General features: G+C 70.6%; 20 protein-coding genes and 1 pseudogene. 8 read left to right on the forward strand and 13 right to left on the reverse strand.

Features of this window, described 5'->3' with window-relative positions; translation table 11 throughout:
- From HW445_RS03940 to HW445_RS03965, 6 genes are all read right to left on the reverse strand, one after another.
- Positions 1–1,311: hypothetical protein (locus HW445_RS03940; RefSeq protein WP_180219631.1), on the reverse strand; the 1,311-nt coding region annotated here is incomplete at its 3' end.
- A 208-nt stretch (positions 1,312–1,519) separates the two neighbouring features.
- Positions 1,520–2,056: a hypothetical protein gene (locus HW445_RS03945; RefSeq protein WP_180219632.1), complete on the reverse strand. Its 537-nt coding sequence runs from the start codon at positions 2,054–2,056 to the stop codon at positions 1,520–1,522.
- Entirely contained in the window at positions 2,056–2,544 is a 489-nt protein-coding gene (locus tag HW445_RS03950) for a hypothetical protein (protein ID WP_180219633.1), read from the reverse strand. The genes HW445_RS03945 and HW445_RS03950 overlap by 1 nt, the downstream gene beginning before the upstream one ends.
- A gap of 120 nt (positions 2,545–2,664) precedes the next feature.
- Positions 2,665–3,660: a hypothetical protein gene (locus HW445_RS03955; protein ID WP_180219634.1), complete on the reverse strand. Its 996-nt coding sequence runs from the start codon at positions 3,658–3,660 to the stop codon at positions 2,665–2,667.
- A 20-nt stretch (positions 3,661–3,680) separates the two neighbouring features.
- The gene (locus HW445_RS03960; protein WP_180219635.1) at positions 3,681–3,995 is read right to left on the reverse strand and encodes a hypothetical protein; all 315 of its coding nucleotides are present in this window, start codon (positions 3,993–3,995) and stop codon (positions 3,681–3,683) included.
- A complete protein-coding gene (locus tag HW445_RS03965) occupies positions 3,992–4,231 on the reverse strand; it encodes a hypothetical protein (RefSeq protein ID WP_180219636.1) in 240 nt (79 codons plus the stop codon). The genes HW445_RS03960 and HW445_RS03965 overlap by 4 nt, the downstream gene beginning before the upstream one ends.
- A gap of 580 nt (positions 4,232–4,811) precedes the next feature.
- On the opposite strand from HW445_RS03965, the gene HW445_RS03970 reads away from it, so the two are divergent.
- The 3 genes from HW445_RS03970 (at position 4,812) to dnaB (ending at position 8,486) form a co-directional block, all read left to right on the forward strand.
- A complete protein-coding gene (locus HW445_RS03970) occupies positions 4,812–5,546 on the forward strand; it encodes a GntR family transcriptional regulator (RefSeq protein ID WP_180219637.1) in 735 nt (244 codons plus the stop codon).
- A gap of 296 nt (positions 5,547–5,842) precedes the next feature.
- Positions 5,843–7,027, forward strand: coding sequence for a helix-turn-helix domain-containing protein (locus tag HW445_RS03975; protein WP_180219638.1), 1,185 nt, complete (start codon positions 5,843–5,845; stop codon positions 7,025–7,027).
- A 76-nt stretch (positions 7,028–7,103) separates the two neighbouring features.
- Positions 7,104–8,486: a replicative DNA helicase gene (dnaB, locus tag HW445_RS03980; protein WP_180219639.1), complete on the forward strand. Its 1,383-nt coding sequence runs from the start codon at positions 7,104–7,106 to the stop codon at positions 8,484–8,486.
- Positions 8,487–8,929: 443 nt separating this feature from the next.
- Here the strand turns inward: dnaB and HW445_RS03985 are convergent, their stop codons facing one another.
- Positions 8,930–9,376: a peptidoglycan-binding domain-containing protein gene (locus HW445_RS03985; protein ID WP_218956539.1), complete on the reverse strand. Its 447-nt coding sequence runs from the start codon at positions 9,374–9,376 to the stop codon at positions 8,930–8,932.
- A 374-nt stretch (positions 9,377–9,750) separates the two neighbouring features.
- Between HW445_RS03985 and HW445_RS03990 the strand changes: the two genes are divergently transcribed.
- Positions 9,751–10,413 carry an HNH endonuclease family protein gene (locus HW445_RS03990; protein ID WP_374939601.1) on the forward strand — a complete coding sequence of 221 codons (663 nt, stop codon included), beginning with the start codon at positions 9,751–9,753 and terminating at the stop codon, positions 10,411–10,413.
- A gap of 262 nt (positions 10,414–10,675) precedes the next feature.
- Here HW445_RS03990 and HW445_RS03995 read toward each other — a convergent pair whose 3' ends face one another.
- Together HW445_RS03995 and HW445_RS04000 are read right to left on the reverse strand one after the other, a co-directional pair.
- On the reverse strand, positions 10,676–11,839 hold the full coding sequence (locus tag HW445_RS03995; RefSeq protein ID WP_180219640.1) for a ParB/RepB/Spo0J family partition protein: 1,164 nt from the start codon (positions 11,837–11,839) through the stop codon (positions 10,676–10,678).
- Between the two features lies 1 nt (position 11,840).
- Positions 11,841–12,497, reverse strand: coding sequence for a ParA family protein (locus tag HW445_RS04000; protein WP_180219641.1), 657 nt, complete (start codon positions 12,495–12,497; stop codon positions 11,841–11,843).
- Positions 12,498–13,289: 792 nt separating this feature from the next.
- Between HW445_RS04000 and HW445_RS04005 the strand changes: the two genes are divergently transcribed.
- On the forward strand, positions 13,290–13,721 hold the full coding sequence (locus HW445_RS04005) for a hypothetical protein (protein ID WP_180219642.1): 432 nt from the start codon (positions 13,290–13,292) through the stop codon (positions 13,719–13,721).
- 106 nt (positions 13,722–13,827) lie between these two features.
- On the opposite strand, the gene HW445_RS04010 is transcribed toward HW445_RS04005, so the two are convergent.
- Both HW445_RS04010 and HW445_RS33235 read right to left on the reverse strand, forming a co-directional pair.
- Positions 13,828–15,057: an XRE family transcriptional regulator gene (locus HW445_RS04010; RefSeq protein ID WP_180219643.1), complete on the reverse strand. Its 1,230-nt coding sequence runs from the start codon at positions 15,055–15,057 to the stop codon at positions 13,828–13,830.
- 149 nt (positions 15,058–15,206) lie between these two features.
- Positions 15,207–16,175 carry a C40 family peptidase gene (locus HW445_RS33235; protein WP_257230825.1) on the reverse strand — a complete coding sequence of 323 codons (969 nt, stop codon included), beginning with the start codon at positions 16,173–16,175 and terminating at the stop codon, positions 15,207–15,209.
- Positions 16,176–16,596: 421 nt separating this feature from the next.
- Here HW445_RS33235 and HW445_RS04025 point away from each other — a divergent pair, with 421 nt between their 5' ends.
- Both HW445_RS04025 and HW445_RS04030 read left to right on the forward strand, forming a co-directional pair.
- Positions 16,597–17,028 (forward strand): hypothetical protein, encoded by a 432-nt coding sequence (locus HW445_RS04025; RefSeq protein ID WP_257230826.1) that lies wholly within the window; start codon positions 16,597–16,599, stop codon positions 17,026–17,028.
- A gap of 242 nt (positions 17,029–17,270) precedes the next feature.
- Positions 17,271–17,783 carry a hypothetical protein gene (locus HW445_RS04030; RefSeq protein ID WP_180219644.1) on the forward strand — a complete coding sequence of 171 codons (513 nt, stop codon included), beginning with the start codon at positions 17,271–17,273 and terminating at the stop codon, positions 17,781–17,783.
- 172 nt (positions 17,784–17,955) lie between these two features.
- Here HW445_RS04030 and HW445_RS04035 read toward each other — a convergent pair whose 3' ends face one another.
- Positions 17,956–18,387 carry a hypothetical protein gene (locus tag HW445_RS04035; RefSeq protein ID WP_308798283.1) on the reverse strand — a complete coding sequence of 144 codons (432 nt, stop codon included), beginning with the start codon at positions 18,385–18,387 and terminating at the stop codon, positions 17,956–17,958.
- A 376-nt stretch (positions 18,388–18,763) separates the two neighbouring features.
- Here HW445_RS04035 and HW445_RS04040 point away from each other — a divergent pair.
- Positions 18,764–19,188 (forward strand): annotated as a pseudogene (locus tag HW445_RS04040) (HNH endonuclease); the annotation flags it as partial.
- 276 nt (positions 19,189–19,464) lie between these two features.
- Here HW445_RS04040 and HW445_RS04045 read toward each other — a convergent pair.
- Positions 19,465–20,132 (reverse strand): tetratricopeptide repeat protein (locus HW445_RS04045; RefSeq protein WP_218956540.1); only part of this gene is annotated, 668 nt, incomplete at its 5' end.

Genomic DNA, 20,132 nt, shown 5'->3' on the forward strand with positions numbered 1-20,132 from the left:
CACCTTGGCGGCCTCGGCACCGCGCTGGCACCGCTCCTCGATCTGCGCGGCCGCCGCCGCCTGCTGCCCCGCCGCCTCGGCGAGCCGGGCCAGCTCGGACTGCACCCCGCCCTTGATGTCCAAAGCGCGGGCCGCTTCCGCCAGCTGGCCGCAGTGCCCGGCAACCTGCCGGGCCCGGTCGGCCATCGCGCGGGCGTCGTCCGCACGCCGCTCCATCACCTTCGCCCGCTGCCGCAAGCGGCGCTCCAGCTGCTTGGCGGTGCGGACCTCGCCCCACTCCAGGGACTCGGTCGCGGCGCCGCCGCCCAGCTGCACACGGCCCTTGCTGCCCTCACCCGTCACGCCGGTGACGACGGGCTCGTCCGGCGCCCGCGACGGCTTCGGCGGCACACCGCCAGCCACCGCCTGGTCCCCGTTGCCGCCGGCCTCCTTCTCCGGGGTCTGCCGGGCCTTGCTCATGCGGTCCTTCTCCGTGCGGTAGTCGGTGCTGCCGTCGGCCCAGCCGTCCTTCGCCCCGTCCCGGTACGCGCGGATCGGAGCGGTGATCCGGGCGGCCCGGTGCCCGTCGCGCCATCCCGCCTCCCGCGCGGGCTGCGTCCGCGGCGGCGTCTTCTCCTCCGAGGTCTTGGCGGCCTCGGCGGCCGGAACGGCACCAGCACCGGCATCCGGTGTGGTCACCGGGCCGACCGTCCCCTTGAGGTCCTTGCGGTCGACGGCCTCGGTGTTCTTCTTCTCCGAGACCGTGCGCTTGACCTCCGGGTCCCGGCGGTCCTCCCGGGACTGCCGGTCATCGCGGTCGACGGCCTCGGTGCTGCGCTTCTCCGCGATCGTGTGGTTGCGCTTCACGTCCGGGTCGGACCGCTTCTCCGAGACCGTGTGGTTCTTCTTGTTCTCGGTCTCGTGCTCGCGCTCGTCCTTCACCGCCTCGGTCCGGGCGGTCTGCTTCCCGCCCTTGATCTGACGGGCCGTGGTGTCCGCGCTCTTCGCGTCGCGGTGGTTCTTCGCGTCGCTCTTGCCGTGGTGGGACCGGTCGTTCTTGCTGTGGTTCGAGGAGTCCGACTTCCGCAAGGAGTCGTTCTTCTCGTTCCGGTTGACCGTCTCGCGCACCTCACGCCGTACCCCGGTCGCGGCCCGTGCATGGGCCTCGGCGAGCTTCCGCTTCTCACGGGCGAGAGCAACGTCGGCCATGGTGATGCCCGACCCGGCAGGCTTGGCCGCCTTCTGCTCCTGGCCGTGCCCCTCCTGGGCCATCTCCGCCGCCGGTTCGGCCGGCACTTCGACCCATCCGACGGGCGCGGCCTCCTGCCGCATCGACGCATCCGGAACCGGCTCCTGGGGCGGCCCGGACGCTGCCTGCCCCCCAGGCTCGGGGGGTGCCGCCGGAGTCTCCGGCGGGTCCTCGCGATCTGCCACGATTCACTCCCTGTCACTGACTGACTGACCGACTGACCAGCCAGAGACACCCCTGAGAGACCCGTAATGGCCGCTCAGGGGCACTCTCGCGCGGTCAGTCAGTCAGTCAGTCACTCACGCTCTGTGCACGCCGCTTGGCGAACACGACGGCCCCGACGACGACCAGGGCGACCAGCACGCCGCCGCCGAGGTCCACCGAACCGGAACCCTCAGCGGCGGCCAGGTCGGTGTCGTTGAACGCGACGGACGACGGGAACGCCTGGCTGCACCGCTCGATCACGTCGGCCGTGCTGCTACCGAACCCGCCCTCGCTCTTGCCGCGGTCGACGCAGTCCATGACCGCCTCCTCGCGGGCCTTGTCGGCCTCCGTGACCACGCTGCGGGCGGCCTCCGCTTCGACCTCCACCCGCCGCTCCTCCAGCGCCACCCGCCGCTCGGCGAGGACGCGGTCCGCTTCCGCCTGCTGGTAGTGGGACCAGCCCATCAGCCCGCCACCGAGGACCGCGCCGGCGGCCACGCCGTAGGCGACGACCCTCCGGGTGCTCAGCTTCGGACGAACGCCCTTGTCAGGGGCCGTGTCGTACACCGGGCCGGTCACCATCGCGTCCAACTCGGCGGTCGTGGGGATACGGTGCTCGTTCATCAGCGGCCTTCCTTCCATGCGGTGCGAGATGCGGTGGTCAGGGCCGTGGAGACCTCGGGCCAGGCCCGGCCTGCGGTCTCGTTCCAGTGGCTGTAGTGCTGCGCGGTGCCGATCGCCCGCTGCAGGTACGTCTCCGCCTCGCTGACCTGCAAGGACGTGGCCTGTCCGACCGTGGTGAGGACGTGGAGGCCACCGGCGATGCACAGGCCCTCGTCGGTGCCCATGACCCAGCCGGTCTGCGCCCAGCCCCACGTCTGCAGGAGCCTGCGGGTCTGCTCCAGTAGCGCCGACGGCCGCAACGGCGGCATCTGGTCGACCAGGCCCCACCGGACCGTCCAGGCCAGCCGCCTGGCCCGCAGGTAGTCGGCGCGGGTCGGCAGGGCCGGGAGCCGGGGAAGTGCCGGCGCCGCGGGCGCCGGGCGGATGTCGATGTCGGGGGCGATGTCGGGGGCGAGTGCTGGCGCCTGGTGCCGTGTCAGCACACTCACGTGGGATCCTCTCTGTGCTGCCGGTCGTGCTCTCGTTCAGCCGTGTGCACCCGGCACACAGGACTCCGGCCCACCCCGATTCCTGCGGGGTGGGCCGGATCCGTATCCGCCGGGAGCGGACTACTTCTGGGCGTCGGCGACGTACCGGCGGGCGGTGCGCTCGTCCACGCCGAACCGCTTGGCGACCTCAGGGACGGACAGGGCCTGGCCCTGCGTCCGGACCCACTGGATGCGGTCCGCCCGGGTCGCCGAACGCTGCGCGTTGACGTCCCTCAGCCGGTCACTGTCCGGCTTCTGTCCGCCCCCGTCGGTCCGCAGGGCGGCAGAGAAGCCGAAACGGCTGGTCGGCTCGTCTGTCCGCGTCTGTCCGCCCGTCTGTCCGTCCCCTGCGGTCAGGGCGGTCGACGACAGCGCGGACCCGGTCTCGCCGCTGTCCGGACCGACGGGCTCGGACAGTCCGGCCGGGAGGGCCAGCGCGCGGCGGTGGCGGAGTTCCTCCGCCATGTCGTACGCCTCCATCTCGGTCCGGAACCGCTGGCTCATCCGGGCCAGCCGCACCCGCTCCGGGCGGGACTCCTCGGCAATCTCCAGCTCGATGTCCCGCTCGATCCGGGCGAGCATCCGCCGGTGGTTGGCATCCGCCTCGGCGGTCTCCACGGTGATGTCGGCCTCGGCCAGGGCGACGATGTCCTCCGCCCTGCGGACCGCGTGCGCGGCCTCCAGACGGGCCCGCCGGTCGGCGAGGTCCAGCGTCCACGCCCCCTTCGCGATCAGCGGGATGATCCCGCCCGCCACCGCCAGGCCGCCCCACTCCTCGACCGCATGCCAGCCCATGAGCACGCCGGCCGCGGCGGCCAGAAGCCAGGAGATGACGTGCAGAGTGATGTGAGTCTTCTTACCGCCCACGCCCCGGTAGAGACCGAGGAGGGCGACCCCCCACGCGGCGTCCATGCCCAGGCCCATGGCGACGGTCCCCATGACCGAGCCCTCGGTGATGCCCGCGATCGAGTAGCCCGCCCACCCGACACTCACCGCTGTGAGCGCGAGGGCGGTGTACAGGAGGAAGGGCTTCTCCTCCTTGCGGGGTCCGGCCTTGCTGTTCTTGCTGATGTCCATGCCTTCCTTCTCCTTGTCTCTCAGACCCGGTCGGGGTGCTCGCTGTCGGTCTCGGGCTCGCACCAGCGGCACGGCAGTCCGTCCAGCGCGTCGTGGATCCGGTCGCCCAGGAACCCGCCGCCCACCAGGAACACGGCCAGCGCGCCGACGGCGCCGGGCGCCCAGTCCGGGATGCGCGCCTGGTACAGGACCAGGGCGCCCAGGAAGGTCAGCGGGAAGAAGCGGGTGAAGTCGCTCTGGTGCGCCAGCCACAGCAAGACCGCGCGGGCCCGCCAGTAGCCGATCAGCAGGTAGGCGTGCATCGGGATCTCCCGGGAGTCAGGGCTGCGGGTCACGCCGCCCGCTGCCAGACGGCCGGTACCCGGCGCGGGAGGCGGACGACGTCGGCGGTGAGCAGGGAGCGGTAGTGGGCCAGGTCCTCGGCGTCGACGTCCGTGTCGGCGTCGCGCTCGAGGTCGGCGACGATGTCGGCGAGCGCGTCCTGCCCGGCCTCCGTGTCGAAGCCGAGCACCAGGTCCTCGTCGTCGAGGACGGTCGTACGGGCGGCGAGCTGCTGGGTACCGTGTCGCATGGCGTTCCTTCTCTGAGGTTGCGGACGCCGGCGGCGGCCGACCCGTACGGAGGGTTCAGCTCCTCGGGTCGGCCGCCGCGCCGGCGTCCTCGCTGATGTCAGGCCCGTGCCGAAGCACCAGACCTCCTCGCCCCTGCCTAGGGGCGGCTGCTCAATTCACTGACTTCCGTGACCAGGAGCGCCACGCGCTCCCGGCGGAAGGGGCGGACCCTGTGTCCGCCGTCGCGCCCCGCCCCGGTCTCGCTCCGGGGTGCTGCTGTGCGGGGCTCCATCACCAGTCCCGGCAGCGCGCTGCCGTTGGTAGGTCGGTGATCCACCGTCCGGGCCTGACAAGGCGCACCCGCTGGGGTGGGTGCGTGCCCGACGTGCCTCGCCCCGCTCTGTCCCGGGACCCTTCGCCCTTCGCAGGGCGCGCTGTTGACCACCCATCACCAAATGCTGACGGGTCGTCGCCTCCATCAAGGTAGACCACTAGCGCAGCTTTGCGCTAGTGGTAGCGCAACTACTGTCCGTGGCTTAACCTCGTGGGTGTACCGCTGCACTTCGGTTGCAGACGAAGGACTTTGAAAGGAGGTCGGATATGCCCGAGAACACGGGATACGCAGAGATCGCCTCGTACTACCGCCAGCAGATCCAGGACGGATCGCTCAAGCCGGGCGAGACCATGCCGTCACTGCGGCAGGTCTGCGACCGCTTCGGCGTCGCGCAGACGACAGCCAACCGCGCGTATCGCGCGCTCAAGATGGAGGGCCTGACGCTCCCGAAGCCGGGTGTCGGAACCGTCGTCGCGGGCCCGATCAGCAACAACATCGCCTCACGGGTGGCTCTCCACGCTGCTACGGGGAAGGCCCTCGGGGGCGGTGAGACCTCGCAGATTCTGGAGGTCGGCACCACTGGGGCCGACGAACTGGTGGCCCCGCGGCTGGACGTCGCCCCGGGCACGCCGGTGCACGTCCGTCGGCGGCTGGTGAGCCGCGGTGGCGTACCGGTGCACCTCAGCAGCTCGTACTACCCGGCCTATGTCATCGGCGTGACGCCGGAGCTGATGGAACCGGTCTCCACCGGGGCCTCTCGGGAACTCGCAGCCGAACGGCTGGGCTCTCCTCAGGCCCGCGTCCTGGAAGAGGTCACCTCACGGTTCGCCCTGGAGTCAGAGAAGGCCGCGCTCGGTCTGACCGCTGGCGACGTGATCGTGACGCAGGTGGTACGGACCGTGGTCCTCGAGGACGGCCGCATCGTGGAAGTCGCCGTCAAGGTGGCTGGCGGGTCGACGATCCTCCGCTGGTCAACATCCCTGCAAGGCGGCTCACGCTGATGAGTTGACAGGCTTACCCACAGGGCTGGCTCTCTACGATCTAGCCCAGAGACAGCAAAACCCGGTCCTCCCCCTTCTTTGCCCAAGAACAGGAGGACCGGGTCCCAAGATGACGGGCGTACCCGTGCCCTTCGATCGTACGAGACGGTTCCGCCGAAAGGCTAGGCGGCTCGTCTGAGACGATTGACACGGCGCGGGGCGGGCCCAGGAAAGGGTGACCCCTCCGTGCACCACCAGCACGTTTGTGCCGCTACCACTTGTGCCGGCCTCGCCGCGACCCGTACCGGCGGTGGCCAATGAGCTACCAGGGACAGACCTGGGTCGACGCCGTCGCCCTGCCGAAGCTGAAGAACGGCGGAGAGCTCCTGGTGATGCTTCGCGTCGCCAACCACGCAGGCAACGGCCCGACCAAGATGAGCGGCTGCACCGCGTCAGCCGAGACCCTCGCCCGTGAGTGCCTGATGGGCCGCTCCACCGTGCTGAAGCACCTGCGCGAGCTGCGTAGCCGCGGCCTCCTCGTCGCGGGCGATCCGAGCCTCGTCGCGCACCTCCCGGCGGACAAGCGGCCGCCCGTCTACGACCTCGCCGGCGCGCACGCCGAGGGCTGCACCGGCGGCCACACGATGCTCGCCGAGTGCTCCCTCGAAGCGGGTGTTCAAATCGAGCACCCGCTGAAGACCCCCCCGAAGAAGCGCAGGTCAGCGGGTGCTCAAATCGAGCACCCGCAGGGCTCGGAGCGCGGAGCGGGTGTTCAAATCGATCCGGAGCGGGTGTTCAAATCGAGCACCAATAGTTCTAAGGAATTGAAAGAGTTCTCTCTCTACGCGGCTGCCTCATCCGTCACAGCCGACCCGGCGGCCTCCAAGGGGGCGGTGAAGGGCGAGAGAGAGACATCGGCTGCGCCGGAAGACCACACCCCCGCCGCCACTGCTGCTGCGTCGGCGGAGCCCTCCGTCTTGGCGGCGGCCTCCGTCGCCAAGGCGTGGGCGAACGGCCTGCGCTCCGGCGGCCGCCAGCTCCTGCCGAAGCGTGCTGCGGCGATCGAGGCCGAGGCGGCCGATCTGCTTGCTGCGGGCCACGACCTGGACCACCTGTGCAGGGTGGCGGAGTGGATGGGCCGTGAGAAGCCGACCTGGCGTGTCCTGGAGGACGCGTTGACGTGGCCGGATGCTCCGGCCCTGTCGATGCCCGAACCGCTCGGCGCGGGTCAGGTCGCGTCTTCGGCCGGGGACAGCGAGCGGTGCCCGTACCACCCGTCGCGGCTGTTGGAGTCCTGCCCCTGCCAGACGGCCCGCGATGACGACCTGCCGCCGGAGGGGGCTGCCGCGACCGAGGCGATGGCCCGTCTCGCCGCTCTCGTCGGCGCTAGCCCGGACCGCGCTCCTCGCCGCCGCCGCCCGACCCGTGCGGAGGCCGAGGCCGAGCGTGCGGCCGAGGAGGAGCGCAACCGGCGGCTCGCCGACGAGCTGCTGACCCCCTGAATGCCAGGGCGGGCCGCCCCATGCCCGGGGCGGCCCGCCGCCACCCCCGTAGCCCTTGACGACCTGGGAGTGACTCATGACCACCGTACCCGCGCAGATCCGTCCGCCGGCCGACGAGCCGTACCCGGAGCCCGGCCTGGAGCGGGTGCCCCCGCACGACGCTGCGGCCGAGGCTGCCGTGCTCGGCGCGATGCTGCTGTCGAAGGACGCTATCGGCGACGCGATCGACGCCTTGGCGCCTCTGGGCGCGGAGGCGTTCTACCTGCCCGCGCATCAGTACGTGTACCGGGCCGTCGTCGACATGTACGCCAAGGGCAAGTCCGTCGACCCGATCACGGTCAGCGGCCACCTCACCGAGACCGGTGAGATTGGCAAGGTCGGTGGGCCCGCCGCCCTGCACGCCCTGGCGCAGGGCGTGTCCTCGCCGACCATCGCGGTCGACTACGCCGGCATCGTCGTCGACCGGGCCAAGCTCCGCCGCTTGGCGGCCACCGGCGTGCAGATCACCCAGCTCGGATACGCCGGACTCGGCGATGCCGACGACGTCCTGGACCAGGCGGCCGCGGAGCTGGCGCGTGTCACCCAGGGCAGCGACCAGGGCGGCGGCCTCGCGTTCCGGGACGTGTTCGCCCAGGCGGTGGCCGCGACGGAGCAGACCCAGCAGGGTACGAACCTGGGCGTGCTCACCGGCTACATCGACCTCGACGCCTGCACCAGCGGTCTCCACGCCGGGCAGATGGTGATCATCGCGGGCCGTCCCGCGATGGGTAAGTCGACCGTGGCCTTGGACATCGCCCGGCAGGCGGTCTTCAAGGACGACCGCACCGTGGCGTTCTTCTCGCTGGAGATGGGCGCGGTCGAGCTCGGGCAGCGGGTGATGTCGGCCGAGGCCCGGGTCGCCCTGCACCACATCCGCAGCGGCAGCACGACCGACGACGACTGGGCCCGTATCGCCCGGATCTCCGAGCGGATGGACACCGACCGGCTCATCATCGACGACCGGCCCAGCCTGAGCCTCACTCAGATCAAGGCTGCCGCCCGGCGCATTCAGCAGCGTCAGGGCCTGGACCTCGTCATCATCGACTACCTGCAGCTCATCCAGAGCCCCGGCCGTCGCGCGGAGTCCCGGCAGCAGGAGGTCTCCGATATCAGCCGCGGCATCAAGCTCATGGCCAAGGAACTCGACGTGCCCGTGATCGTGCTCGCCCAGCTCAACCGCGGCCCCGAACAGCGCGCCGACAAGAGGCCGATGGTCTCCGACCTCCGCGAGTCCGGATCCCTGGAGCAGGACGCCGACGTCGTCGTCCTGGTCCACCGCGAGGACGCCTACGAGAAGGAATCCCCCCGCGCCGGCGAGGTCGACCTCATCCTCGCCAAGCACCGCAACGGGCCCACCGCCACCGTGACCGTCGCCGCGCAGCTGCACTACTCGCGCTTCGTCGACATGGCCCAGAGCTGACCCGGCCGCCATACTGCCCTGACCCGCCAGAAGCCCTCTGGGGCCCCTCAGAGGGCTTTTCGGCTCCCTGGGGAACCCCTGGGCCGCCGAAGCTCCGTAAGGTGCTCACGGGCCGTCTCGGGGCTTTCCGGGTGACGGCCGGTCACCCAGCGGTCGCGAAACGTCTCTTGTGGCGAAGCGGCCCGCCCGCCGGGACACGCCCCGACCCGGTCACATGCGTGAGGACACCCCGCCGCGACACTGCCCGCATGAACACACCGCGCCGCCCCCTCGGCACCGGCCCGAACCCCGCCGCCCCGCCCACGAACCTGCCGCCGGCGCACGCGCCGACGGCAGCCGAACTCGCCGCCTCAGGCGAGTGGACCGCAGTGCCGGCGGCGCCCACTGTGCCGAGACCCACGGAAGGGCGCCGCCCCCTTGGGCAGCGCGGGGTGTAGCAGCGGTCACTCCACATACGTCCATTCGGCGAACCGGCGGAACGCGGCCTTTGTTCCTGCCCCTGCGATGCCGTCGATCGGGCCGGTGTAACCCTCGTAGTCCCGAAGGTACCGCTGCAATGCCTTGATCGTCTTGGTGCCTACGACGCCGTCGATCGGGCCGGTGTAGCTGTAGTTGCGGAGCCAACGCTGGAGCGCCTTCCAGCTCCCGGTGCCGAGTCGCCCGTCGAGGGCGCCGGTGTAGCCGTAGTACGCCTTGAGCCAGTACTGGAGTTCTTTCGCCAGGCTGGTGGACAGTCCCAGATTGTTCGCGGCGGCGGCCGCGACCTTCTGGGCGTTGGTTGACCGAGGTGCTTGAGGTGACGCTGCGGCGGTTCCTGTACCCGCGATGGTGCCGAGTGCCAGGGATGCTGCAACGAGGCCGATTGCTGCCTTAACCGGAAGTGTGCGCAAAACTCCTCCAATGGTTCCCTATGCCAGGTGGGTGGGGCACCCACGCTGGCAGGGCCTCGGGGCGGCACGCCGACGATTGCGGTGACATGCCCCGATCGGGGGGCATGACGATCAGGGCCTCTGAGTTGACCGTCATCCCGGCGCTCGCCCTGGTGGCGGACTCGTGGTTGCGCGTAATGGACGGTTCCACGGGTTACATCGACGTTCTTCTGCGCAGGTCAGCGGCGTGAGGCTCGCTCCCTCCATAAGCCTGGGACATGTCGGCGGTGTGATTTGATCCGCCGCCCGGGTGAAATCGCGTCGAGCACCGGGACGGGCCCGGTTTCTGGCCGCTACGACGGTCGTGTCTGACCGGCCGTTGAGAGGAAACCCTGGTGCACCTGTGCCGTGCTGCCGCGACCCTGCTGTCCGCGTTCACCCTGATCGCTGCCCTGCCCGCGACCGCGCAGGCCGCGCCGGGCGACACCGTGATGCAGCCCGTGAGCGAGGCCCTTGCCGGCCTCCCGATCCAGGACGAAGTCCGTACCGGCTACTCCCGTGACCTGTTCCGGCACTGGATCGACGCTGACAAGGACTCGTGCTCGACCAGGGCCGAGGTCCTCCTCGAGGAGGCTGTCACCGCGCCGGAGGTCGGGACGCGCTGCAGCCTTACTGGCGGCAGCTGGTTCTCTCCCTACGACAGCCGGACCCTGACCAGCGCCACCCAGCTCGACATCGACCACCTGGTCCCGCTCGCCGAGAGCTGGGACTCCGGCGCCCGCGACTGGAGTGCCGCGGAAAGGCAGGCGTACGCCAACGACCTGGACGACGCGCGTGCGCTCATCGCGGTCTCCGCAGCCAGCAACAGGAGCAAAGCTGACCAGGATCCCAGTACCTGGATGCCGCAGAACGCGGGCTACCACTGCGAGTACCTCACGACCTGGGTAGCGGTGAAGACCCGCTGGGGCCTGTCCGTCGATCAGGCCGAGCGTGATGCCCTCGCGGGTGGCCTGGCAGGCTGCCCCGACGCCGTGATCGAGGTGACGCTCGCCCGCTGACCGGCCCGCCGGCCTCTCCCATGTCTGCCGGGCGGCGGCGGTGGGGAGACTGCACGGATGGCACGCCTCGACTGCCGAGTGGTCTGCCGGCATGATCCAGCGTTCGGCCGAGACCCGGAGCTACGGTCGGGCTCCGGCCCTTCAGACCGGCTGGGTCGATTCCCGTCCCTCGGAGTTGGCCTTGAACGATGAACAGAGGACGGGACTGAGGGCTTGTCCCTCCCCGGCCGTCGGGGAGGGACAAGCCCTCAGTCCCAGTGGGTCAGCGCTTGGAGGGCAGAGGGACCTCGAGGCCGGCTTCTACCGCGTGAGAGATCATCACGCGCAACGCAGCCACGAACTGCTCCGGTTCCAGCTTGCGGATTAGATGGGCGCCGATGAGGCCGCCGTCGTCATACGGCAGCGGCTTCCCCGCGGGGATCACTTCGCCGGCCGTAACCGCGTCCGTTTCCCCGCTCAAGGGCGTAGACGTGGAGGAGACGCGGGGCTCGGGCACCTCCGACCGGGGCTGTTGCACGGCAGCCTCGACTGGCGGCGAGGAGAAGACCGCTCCGGTCGGCGGTGCCTCGCCGGCGGACGGAAGGTATACCGCGGTATACCCCTCGTCCCCCTGCGATGCGGGTGCTGGGTCCGCCGGACCGGGCCGCGTCTCGTCGACGGGCGAGGAGGGGGAGGACGCCGGAGGGTATACCGCGGTATACCCTTCCCCGCCTTCCGCCGGCGTCGGGACCGCCTGCGGCTTCGGCGGCGGTGGCGCCTCCTGGTCGGCCTTCCACGTCGGGTACTGCTCCTCCGCCGGCAGTGAGGCGTAGCGACGCATCTCCCGGAACGCCGTCAGTTTCCCTTCCCGGACGAGTCGGACCATGTCGTCGCTCAGGCGCAGGAGCCCGATCCGCTGGGAGTACCACTGCTTCGAGCGGTTCAAGGCACGGGCGGCAGCCGCCTGGTTGCCGTCGTGGAGGTCGAGCATGGCCCTGAGGCCGTGGGCTTCCTCGATGTAGTTGAAGTTCTCCCGGTCGATGTTCTCCGACAGGACGGTGCCCAGGAACCGGACTCGGTTCTCGGCGAGGTCGCGGCGGACGAGGACGTCGAGCGTGTCCAGGCCGACGAGTTTGGCGGCGCGCCAGCGGCGTTCTCCGGCGGCCAGGACGTGACGGCAGGTGTCGGGGATCCGGTTGGCGTGGTCGGGATACAGCTTCAGGTAGGCGCTGCGGGGGACGGCGACACAGGGCTGTAGCTGCCCGTTGTCCCGCATGGCCTCCCCGAGTTCCCGCAGGCCTTCCTCGGAGAAATCGAGGCGCGGGTTCAAAGGGGTCGGGGCGACGGTATCCGGGTGGACGTGGATCAGCTCGGGGACGGACGCCCCGGGAACGCTCTCGACCTTGGCTCCGGCGAGAGCGGCGAGGGACACACGCTTTCCTGCCATCTCAGCCTCCGTAACCCTGCTCGAGGGCCAGACGGAGGAAGTCCTGCTTCGCCCGCAGGGTGGTCCCGTTGTCCGGGTACTGCGTGACGAGCTTGCCCTCGGCCGGCGCACGCGTGTGGATGCGGTAGCGGCGGATCGCGGTCTCGGCGGCTTCCCAGCCCTGTGCCTCGATGAACGCGAGGGTGTCGAGCATGTCGACCTTCGAGTCTCGTGGGTCCCAGTTGTTGATGACGACCTTGAAGGGGATCCCCCGGGGCTTGATGACCTTCTCGATGGTGCGGGTGGTGGGGTCGAAGGCGAGCGGATCCGGGGGGAGAGGGACGAACACGTCGTCGGCGACGTCGAGGGCCGCTGCGAGGAGACGCTCGTCCTCGATGCTGCCGGGGGTGTCGATGAAGATGTGCCGGGTCTGCCCGTTGGACTTGATGGTGTCCTGAACGGTGGCCGCGAGGTTCATCGTTATGGTCGTCTTGCCCACACCCCCCTTCTGGTTGGCGACGACGTGGATCTTCGCGCCCATGGTGCGGAGGTTGGCGAGGCTGTCGGGGTCGTCGTGCGCGTCGGCGAAGTCGAAGGGAAGTGCTTCGCCGATGCGGTCGGCCCACCACATTGTCGACCCTTGTGGGTCGGTTGATACGACGAGGACAGATGCGCCCATGGTGGTGCTCCTTCTCCGTGTGCTTCCCAAGAGCAGGTGAGCTGCTTGGTACTCGGACGGAGGACAGGATTTCAGACGGAAGGCCTGGGCCAGGCACTGGTCGCCTTCCGGCGTGCCGGGGGTATACCGCGGTATACCCCCGGCACGCCGGAAGGTCTTCCGCGCAGCTGCTGTGCGGGTGGCAGGGAGGTATACCGCGGTATACGTGGACGGGCTTCTGGCCCGTCGTGGGTGGCGCGATGTCAGGGGCGTTGCCGGGCTGCAGGTGAGGTGCCGCGGGCCGTGACCAGCTGCGGAGCACCGTTTCGGTTCAAAACCCGGTTTTGAACCAGGGGCCCGAGAGCCCGGCTGTTGGGGGCGGCGTGGTGGCCGTTCCGGCACGGGGCGCTCGCAGCCGCCCTGATTGCTTGCGTGCCGGCTGAGTTCGGTCTGTGCGAGGAGTCTTCGGCGTAGCGTCTTCTCCTGCATAGTTGAGGCCCTTTCGGCGCCGGGCTGTGGTCGAAACCCTTCGACAGCAGGAACACCGCGAGCGCAATAACAGCAAGGTCGCGCCCGCTGCGCCCCCTCCAGCCTGCTGGGAGTGTGGGGGTCCCGGGCGGGGACCGGGTCGGTCCGTCTGGGTCCGGGACGGACCGCAACGGGACCCGGGGGCTGAAGGGGCAGCGGAAAGGCGTGGCCGCCTTCTTGCTGTTAACGATCTTTCGCTTGGCTGGCCGCGTGGTGGGACAGGCTTCCGGGTGACCGGCAGTCCGAGACCGTAGCGGCGGTGACACCGAACGGGTTGTGCCGGACATGCGCACCGGGATCACGAAGACCCTCACCGTCATTGCCGCCGCCGCGGCGCTCATGGCCGGGACGGCCACCGAGTCCGGAGCCGAGGTCCGGCACGGGCCGTGCGGCACCGACGGACGACAACCCAGGGACCGGGTATGCCTGATGGCGGAAGACCCCCGGGGCCCGCTCATCTTCATGCACATCGAGACCCGCAAGGGCCACGACTGGGCCTGGGCGGACGCCATGGTGTCCGACGACGGCCACCTCTGGATGGAGACCCGCCACAACGGCAAGACCACCCGGAAGTTCCGCAAGCGGGCCCGCAACGACGGAGCATCCGGCCAGACCAGACTCTCGACGCCGGCACTGTACGACGGACCGGGCTACCAGGCCCGCGCCTGCGCCGACGGGCCCCACGGCCGACAGAAGGCATGCACCTCCTGGCACTGAAACGTATGGCCGCAGTGCTCCGTCACTTGGCTTCCGTTGCCGTGCACGCGATCAGGGGAGCGCGGGCTGCGGTGACGCAACCGTGCGGCGACATCGTGGACTGACGTCAGCCTGCGGTGAAGGTGAACACCTGGGCGGAGGTGCCGGTGCAGGCGGTCTGCACCGCCTCGGCGCCGTCGGTGGCCGGGGGGAGGAACCCGATGCACAGGCCGCTGTGGAGGGGCCGGAGCCGGAAGCCGTTGCCGGACGCTTCGAGGCGGAACTTCTGGCTGGCGCTGTCCGCGCACTCCCTTGGGGCGAGGAGGGCTCCGGGTGAGGTCGAGGCGTCGTCGACGGCGAGGCAGCCCAGGCCCTTGCCGGGGTCGGGGTTGTACCACTGGATGCGGTAGACGTCCCCGCTCAGCTTCTCGAGTTCGACGCGCGGCAGGGGTGAGTCCGCGCACGGGTGCTGGACGGCGATCTCACGGTCGGTACGGCCGTTGCGTTCACGGCCTTCGGTCAGGCACCGGGAGGGCGCGGAGGCGGGATGCATCCGGGCCGCTCCTGCGGCCGGCATCCGGGCAGGTGCCGGAGTGGGCCTGGTGCTCGGAGTCGGGTCCTCCTCCTCGGCCGGCGCGTCGAGCGGTGGGGCGGCGAGCTCGCTGCTGGGCGAGGGAGCGGGTTCCGTCGTCTCCGCTTCCGCGCTCGTTGCACTGGCCGAGGGCCGCAGTTCGGCGGGCGTGGGGGTGCTGTCCGCGCGGTCGCGGTCGGTGCCGTCGTCGTCGTGCGGCCAGAACGTCAGGGCCAGGATTCCGGCGACGGCGCAGGCGGCGATCGCGACCTGCGGACTGTGACGCCGCCAGGCCGACCGGGCGTGGGGGGCGCTGTCGTCACCGGCCGGACGAGGCTCTGCTTCCTCGGCCGGGCCGGCCTTCGCAGCCGCGTCGGGGCCGGCTTCTTGCGCGTGCTGGTTGTCGTCGGCGGGCTCCGGCGAGCTGGGGTGTTCCTGAGGCTCGTTCTCGTCCGCCCGGGCATCGGGTTGCGGGGTGTCCCGGGAGGCCGGCGGTGGGGGCATGGTGTCGGTGATGGACAGGCGCCGGCGTGCTTCGAGCCAGGCGGTCACGGTGTCGTCGTCGCTGCCGCAGGCCCTGACGTAGGCCGCCAGGAGCTCTTCACGGGGCAGGTCGTCGCGGCCGAGTGCGGCCGAGATCGTCGCCCGGGGCAGGACGTCGCCGACGTCGGTGGCGTTGCGCTCCAGCTGCCGGTAGCTCAGGTCCGCCCAGCGGCGTAACTGCCGCATCAGTGCGACGAACTCCGCCGCGTTGTTCGCCTCCGCCGGATTCGGCCCCCGCCCCATCGGCACTCCCCTGTCTCTCGGGTACCAGGGGAGCTTAAAGGCCTTTGATCTGTACATGAGTGCCGTTTCCCAGGGTCGTCCGGAACGCTTTCGACTGTTCGGTGGCGGGCCCTGCTCGAGGGCCTGCTCGGGGTCATGCCGGCGGTGTGTCAGGCGCGTATGTGGCGGTAGGCGACGACGTTGCCGGGGGAGGGCAGGGGCGCGACGGTGATCGTGGTGCCGGGGCGGGGGGCGTGGATGACCTTGCCGTCACCGATGTACAGGCCCACGTGGCCGCCGCCGTAGGACAGGACCAGGTCGCCGGGCACCAGGCGGGCCCGGGTGGTGGCGCTCCCGGCGCGGATCTGGCCCCAGGTGGTGCGCGGCAGCTGCACCCCGGCCGTGGCCCAGGCCCGCATCACCAGGCCGGAGCAGTCGAAGCCGCGGGGGCCGGTGCCGCCCCAGACGTAGGGCTTGCCGAGCTGCTTCCTGGCGTAGGCGATGACGCTGCTCGTGCCGGGCTTCCCGGACACGGCCTTGGGGGTCTGGGGCGTGGAGGGCCTGTCGGGCGCGGCCGTTGCCGCGGGCCGGTCGGTCTTCGGCCGCGCCGCTGCGTCGGCCGCGGTCTTGCCGGAGGGCACCTTCAGGGTCTGCCCGGCGTAGATCAGCGTCGAGGATCCCAGAGCGTTGAGGTGCTGCAGGGCTTTCACGCTGGTGTGGTGGGCGCGGGCCAGGTTCCACAGCGTGTCACCGGGCCGCAGCGTGACCTCCTCGAACCCCTCCCTCTTCTTCTTCTCCTTTTCCTTCGGTTCCTTGCCGGTGTCGGACGGTGCGGGTGCGGACGGCTGGGCCGAGGGCCCGGCGGTGGCCGGCGGCTTCTGCTGGAGGGTGACCGACGGCCCGCGGGAAGCTGACGGTGAACCGGTCGGGCCGTGCACGGCCAGGAGCGCGCCGGCGATCAGGGACAGCACGAAGGCGACGGCCAGTCCGGCCGCGCCCCACACGAAGCGGCGGACCCGTGCGCTGCTGCTGCGCGGTTTGCGGTGGCGCCGCAGCGCCGGCCGGGCGTCGTGTCTCGGGCTGGGCTGCGGCTTGGGGCGGGTGCGGTGCGGGGGCGGGAGCAGGGTCTGCTGTGCCATCACGGTCTCCTTCGGCAGGGCCGCGATCTGCGGCTCTGGAAGGAGGTTGTTGCGCCCGTGGGTGTCCCGCTAGCTCTGGTGGCGTCCGGGACAGTCCCGGCCTGTCCACGCCTGCCGAGACCGGGTTGAGGGACGGCGTCCAGGCCGCGGAAACCGGCTCTGACCTGCATGGACGATGCGGGACTGTCCGGGCCGCCTCAATCCGTTGCCCCGCCCTCGACGGCCGGGCAAAGCTTCTCTCACCGCCCCGCACCGCCAGGCCGGCGCCTCGTCAGGCGCCCTCCCGGTGACGGGCGTTCCACCCCTCCCGCCCACCCGGCACGCACCTGTGCCCGGGCCTGGCAGGAGCGCCATCTCCCCGCGTCACCGCCGCGCCGCGGCATGGCCGGGGGAGTCCATCTCTGTCACGAGGAGCACCAGCATGCGTACGTCACGAACGTCCAAGGCCCGGGCGATGGCCGTCGCCGTCGTCGCCACCGGGCTGCTGGCCGGCGGGATGGCCGCCGGCGCGAGCGGCGCCTTCACCGCCGCCAAGCCCGCGCACTCCACCACCGACACGGTCGTCAGCGCCGGTTCCGCAGCGGCCCAGAAGAAGTTCTACGGCACCTTCCAGAAGCGGGACGGCTGCCCGTACCTCGTCACCTCCGGCGGCGCCCGCTACTACCTCGAGGGCTACACCATCGGCGGCAACGGCGCCCTCTACAAGAAGCGCGGCGGCTTCATCGCCTACCCCGGCTGGCGCATCCAGGCCAACGGCACCAAGAAGTACCGCTCGCCCAACACCACCACCCTGTGCACCACCTGGGGCGCCAGCCCCTACATCAAGGCGAAGTCGATCTACAGCCTCCGCTGAACCGGGCCCCGCGCCCGGCGCGCTTCCGCCGGCCGCTCCTGGCGGCCGGCGGAAAACACGGCACCAGCGCATGCCGAGAACCGGCACGGCGCGAACAGCGGCCCCAGCACCTGCCGACGCGCCCGGCCAGTGACCCCGGAAGTCACCGACGCCCGCGCTGCGGGCCAGGTCCCTTCCGGCGCCCTGCCGGGCCTCCTGCCAACACCGCACCGCAACCCATCCACTCACCGAAGGAGCACACCATGAACAGCACACGAGCCAGGGCGCCCCGTCGCCGCCCGCTGGTGATCGCCGCACTCCTCACCGGCGCCCTCGCCGCGACCGCCGGAGTCACCGTCGGGGTGAACGCCGTCGACAGCGGCTCCTCCGCCTCCGACACCATCGAGGTGGCCGCCGCCAAGCAGGCCCCGACCGACTGCAACACCCCCTGGGAGCAGTACAAGCCCCGCAAGACCTTCATGTGGAACAAGACGACCGGCCTGTTCCGCGTCAACGACAACGTCAGCGTGCAGTTCCGGTCCCTGGGCGGCGAGTACTACCGGCGCCTCGACCGCAACTGCAAGGTCGTCACCGCGTGGAAGGGCAACGCCACCATGTACCGGACCTGGGCCAAGGCCCCCGAGGCCAAGGTCCCCCGCGTCAGCTCCTGGTACACGTCGAAGGAGTACTGCGGCAAGCCGCCCAGCCACAAGGTCAACGTCATCATCGGCTGCTACCGCGGCGAGTTCCGGTACTCCACCGGACAGAACCACTAAATCCGATGCCGTCGCGTCGGCCCCACGACACCGGGGTCGACGCGACGGCGCCTTCCCGACGGCCATGCCCGGAGACCCGGGGAGGGTAGTGAGACCGGCGGAGGGAGTGGCCCGGACCCGGTCGGCGGCCACGGGCCTCAGCGCACCCCGCCCCGACCGGACAGGAGAGCTGTCATGCCTCCGGGATGAAGGACGGCTCGATGCCCATCGCAGCGACACCTTCGCGCACGGAACGATCGAACCGTTTGATCTCCGCCACGAGTGCATCCCAGGCGACGGGCGAGGTCCAGAAGTGGGGGGTGAAGTTGGAGCCAATCCGCCAGCCCTCAGCAGATCCCACGATGCGGATCAGTCCCGCATCCGCCTGCATCGAGTCAAGCTCGAAACTCTCCCGGCCGGCGGCCGGGCTCCGGAGCCAGAGCGCCAGCTCGTACGCCAGCTCGGCCACGGGGAAGGCTTCCTCGGACCACACCACCCTCCCCTCCTCCAAGATGGACAGCTCTGCCTCAATGTCGAGGAGAAGCACCTCCAGGGGAGCCTCGTGCGGGGCGAGACCACGGCGCGGCAGATCCGACAGTCCAAAGTTCCGGCAGACGAACCGCACCGCTCGGCCTCCATGAAATCCGAGGCCCACTCCACATCCAGGCCGTCCAAATGCGGATAACCCTACCAACTCATGGTAGGTGCCCCACTCGGCGCACTCTCCACGGGATAGCCCTCAGGTGGCCGGCGAGGGCGCTGATGGGTGCAGACCAAGCGACCCTCTCCCGGATGCAGGCTCGATGTTCCCCGAGGCCATGTCATGCCTGGAAGGGGTGATACGGGTCCCTCGCCCGGGTGAGACGGTGCCGGGATACCGGACGGGCGGGTGCTCGGCCCGGTACGACGGTCGGGCCCAGACCCGATCGTCGAGAGGACCCCGGCGCCTTCTTTGCCGCGCTGCCGCGACCCTGCTGTCCGCGCTCACCCTGACCGCCGCCCTGCCCGCCACCGCTCAGGCCGCCGCGCCCGGCGACACCGTGGCACTGCCCGTGAGCCAGGCACTGGCCCGCCTCACGGTCCAGGACGAGTCCAGGGACGGCTACTCCCGTGACCTGTTCCGGCGCTGGATCGACGCGGACCGCGACGGCTGCTCGACCCGGTCCGAGATTCTCCTCGAGGAAGCGGTCACCGCCCCGGAGGTCGGCGCCAGGTGTGCTCTGGCCGGCGGCACCTGGTACTCGGCCTACGACTCCCGGACGCTGACGAGTGCGGGCCAGCTCGACATCGACCATTTCGTGCCGCTCGCCGAGAGCTGGGACTTCGGCGCGTCGGCCTGGACGGCGGGAGAGCGGCAGGCGTCGCGAACGACCTTGACGACCCGCGGTCGCTGATCGCGGTGTCCGCGGCCAGCAACCGGTCCAAGGGCGCGCTTTTGCTGTTACTGATCATGCGGTTCAGCGAGGCCGGGAGCGGACGCGGCGGTGTGACTCAACGGTCGGCAGTTCACCGCGGCAAGCGGCCTCCACATCGACCACGTCGTCCCGCCCGCCCAAGCATCGACTCCGGAGCCTCCATTTGGACAGCATCCGAGCGCCAGGCCTTTGCCGACGACCTGGGCGATCCGCGGTCCCTGACCGCGGTTTCCACATTCAGCAACAGGTCCAAGGGCGACCAGGACCCAGCACGAGGACGCCGCCCGTCACGGACTACCACTGCGAGTACAAAGGCGGCGCCATTGCTTCCATACCCGACGGGATTGCCGCACCTCCTGCAGCGCGAAGTCGAGGTTGTGCAGGGCCACCCCCTCGCCGTACCGGTCACCGAGCTCACGGTAGATTTCGCCGGCCTGGGTGTGTGCGTCGATGGCCTCCTCGAACCGCCGCACCTTCCGCAGGGCGTTGCCGAGGTTGTTCAGGGCCGTGCCTTCGCGGTGTCGGTCGCCGAGCTCACGGCAGATTTCGGCGGCCTGGGTGTGTGCGTCGATGGCCTCCTCGAACCTGCGCACCTCCTGCAGGGCGTTGCCGAGGTTGTTCAGGGCCGTGCCTTCGCGGTGCTGGTCGCCGAGCTCACGGCAGATTTCCAAGTCCTGGGTGTGTACGTCGATGGCCTCCTCGAACCGCCGCACCTCCTGCAGGGCGTTGCCGAGGTTGTTCAGGGCCATGCCTTCGCGGTGCTGGTCGCCGAGCTCACGGAAAATCTCGCCGGCCTGGGTGTGTGCGTCGATGGCCTCCTCGAACCGCCGCACCTCCTGCAGGGCGTTGCCGAGGTTGTTCAGGGCCGTCCCTTCGCGGTGCCGGTCGCCGAGCTCACGGCAGATTTCCACGGCCTGGGTGTGTACGTCGATGGCCTCCTCGAACCGCCGCACCT

This window comes from Streptomyces sp. UH6 (assembly GCF_013421635.1).
In the GTDB taxonomy this organism is placed as follows: domain Bacteria; phylum Actinomycetota; class Actinomycetes; order Streptomycetales; family Streptomycetaceae; genus Streptomyces; species Streptomyces abyssomicinicus.

What these genes read in the sequence shown, in the direction of transcription:
- HW445_RS04000 (WP_180219641.1), bottom strand. Translation starts at nt 12,497, where the DNA reads ATGGGCGCATCTGTCCTCGTCGTATCAACCGACCCACAAGGGTCGACA.
- HW445_RS03970 (WP_180219637.1), top strand. Translation starts at nt 4,812, where the DNA reads ATGCCCGAGAACACGGGATACGCAGAGATCGCCTCGTACTACCGCCAG.
- HW445_RS04025 (WP_257230826.1), top strand. Translation starts at nt 16,597, where the DNA reads ATGCGTACGTCACGAACGTCCAAGGCCCGGGCGATGGCCGTCGCCGTC.
- HW445_RS33235 (WP_257230825.1), bottom strand. Translation starts at nt 16,175, where the DNA reads ATGGCACAGCAGACCCTGCTCCCGCCCCCGCACCGCACCCGCCCCAAG.
- HW445_RS04030 (WP_180219644.1), top strand. Translation starts at nt 17,271, where the DNA reads ATGAACAGCACACGAGCCAGGGCGCCCCGTCGCCGCCCGCTGGTGATC.
- HW445_RS04005 (WP_180219642.1), top strand. Translation starts at nt 13,290, where the DNA reads ATGCGCACCGGGATCACGAAGACCCTCACCGTCATTGCCGCCGCCGCG.
- HW445_RS03965 (WP_180219636.1), bottom strand. Translation starts at nt 4,231, where the DNA reads ATGCGACACGGTACCCAGCAGCTCGCCGCCCGTACGACCGTCCTCGAC.
- HW445_RS03945 (WP_180219632.1), bottom strand. Translation starts at nt 2,056, where the DNA reads ATGAACGAGCACCGTATCCCCACGACCGCCGAGTTGGACGCGATGGTG.
- HW445_RS03975 (WP_180219638.1), top strand. Translation starts at nt 5,843, where the DNA reads ATGAGCTACCAGGGACAGACCTGGGTCGACGCCGTCGCCCTGCCGAAG.
- HW445_RS03995 (WP_180219640.1), bottom strand. Translation starts at nt 11,839, where the DNA reads ATGGCAGGAAAGCGTGTGTCCCTCGCCGCTCTCGCCGGAGCCAAGGTC.
- HW445_RS03955 (WP_180219634.1), bottom strand. Translation starts at nt 3,660, where the DNA reads ATGGACATCAGCAAGAACAGCAAGGCCGGACCCCGCAAGGAGGAGAAG.
- dnaB (WP_180219639.1), top strand. Translation starts at nt 7,104, where the DNA reads ATGACCACCGTACCCGCGCAGATCCGTCCGCCGGCCGACGAGCCGTAC.
- HW445_RS04010 (WP_180219643.1), bottom strand. Translation starts at nt 15,057, where the DNA reads ATGGGGCGGGGGCCGAATCCGGCGGAGGCGAACAACGCGGCGGAGTTC.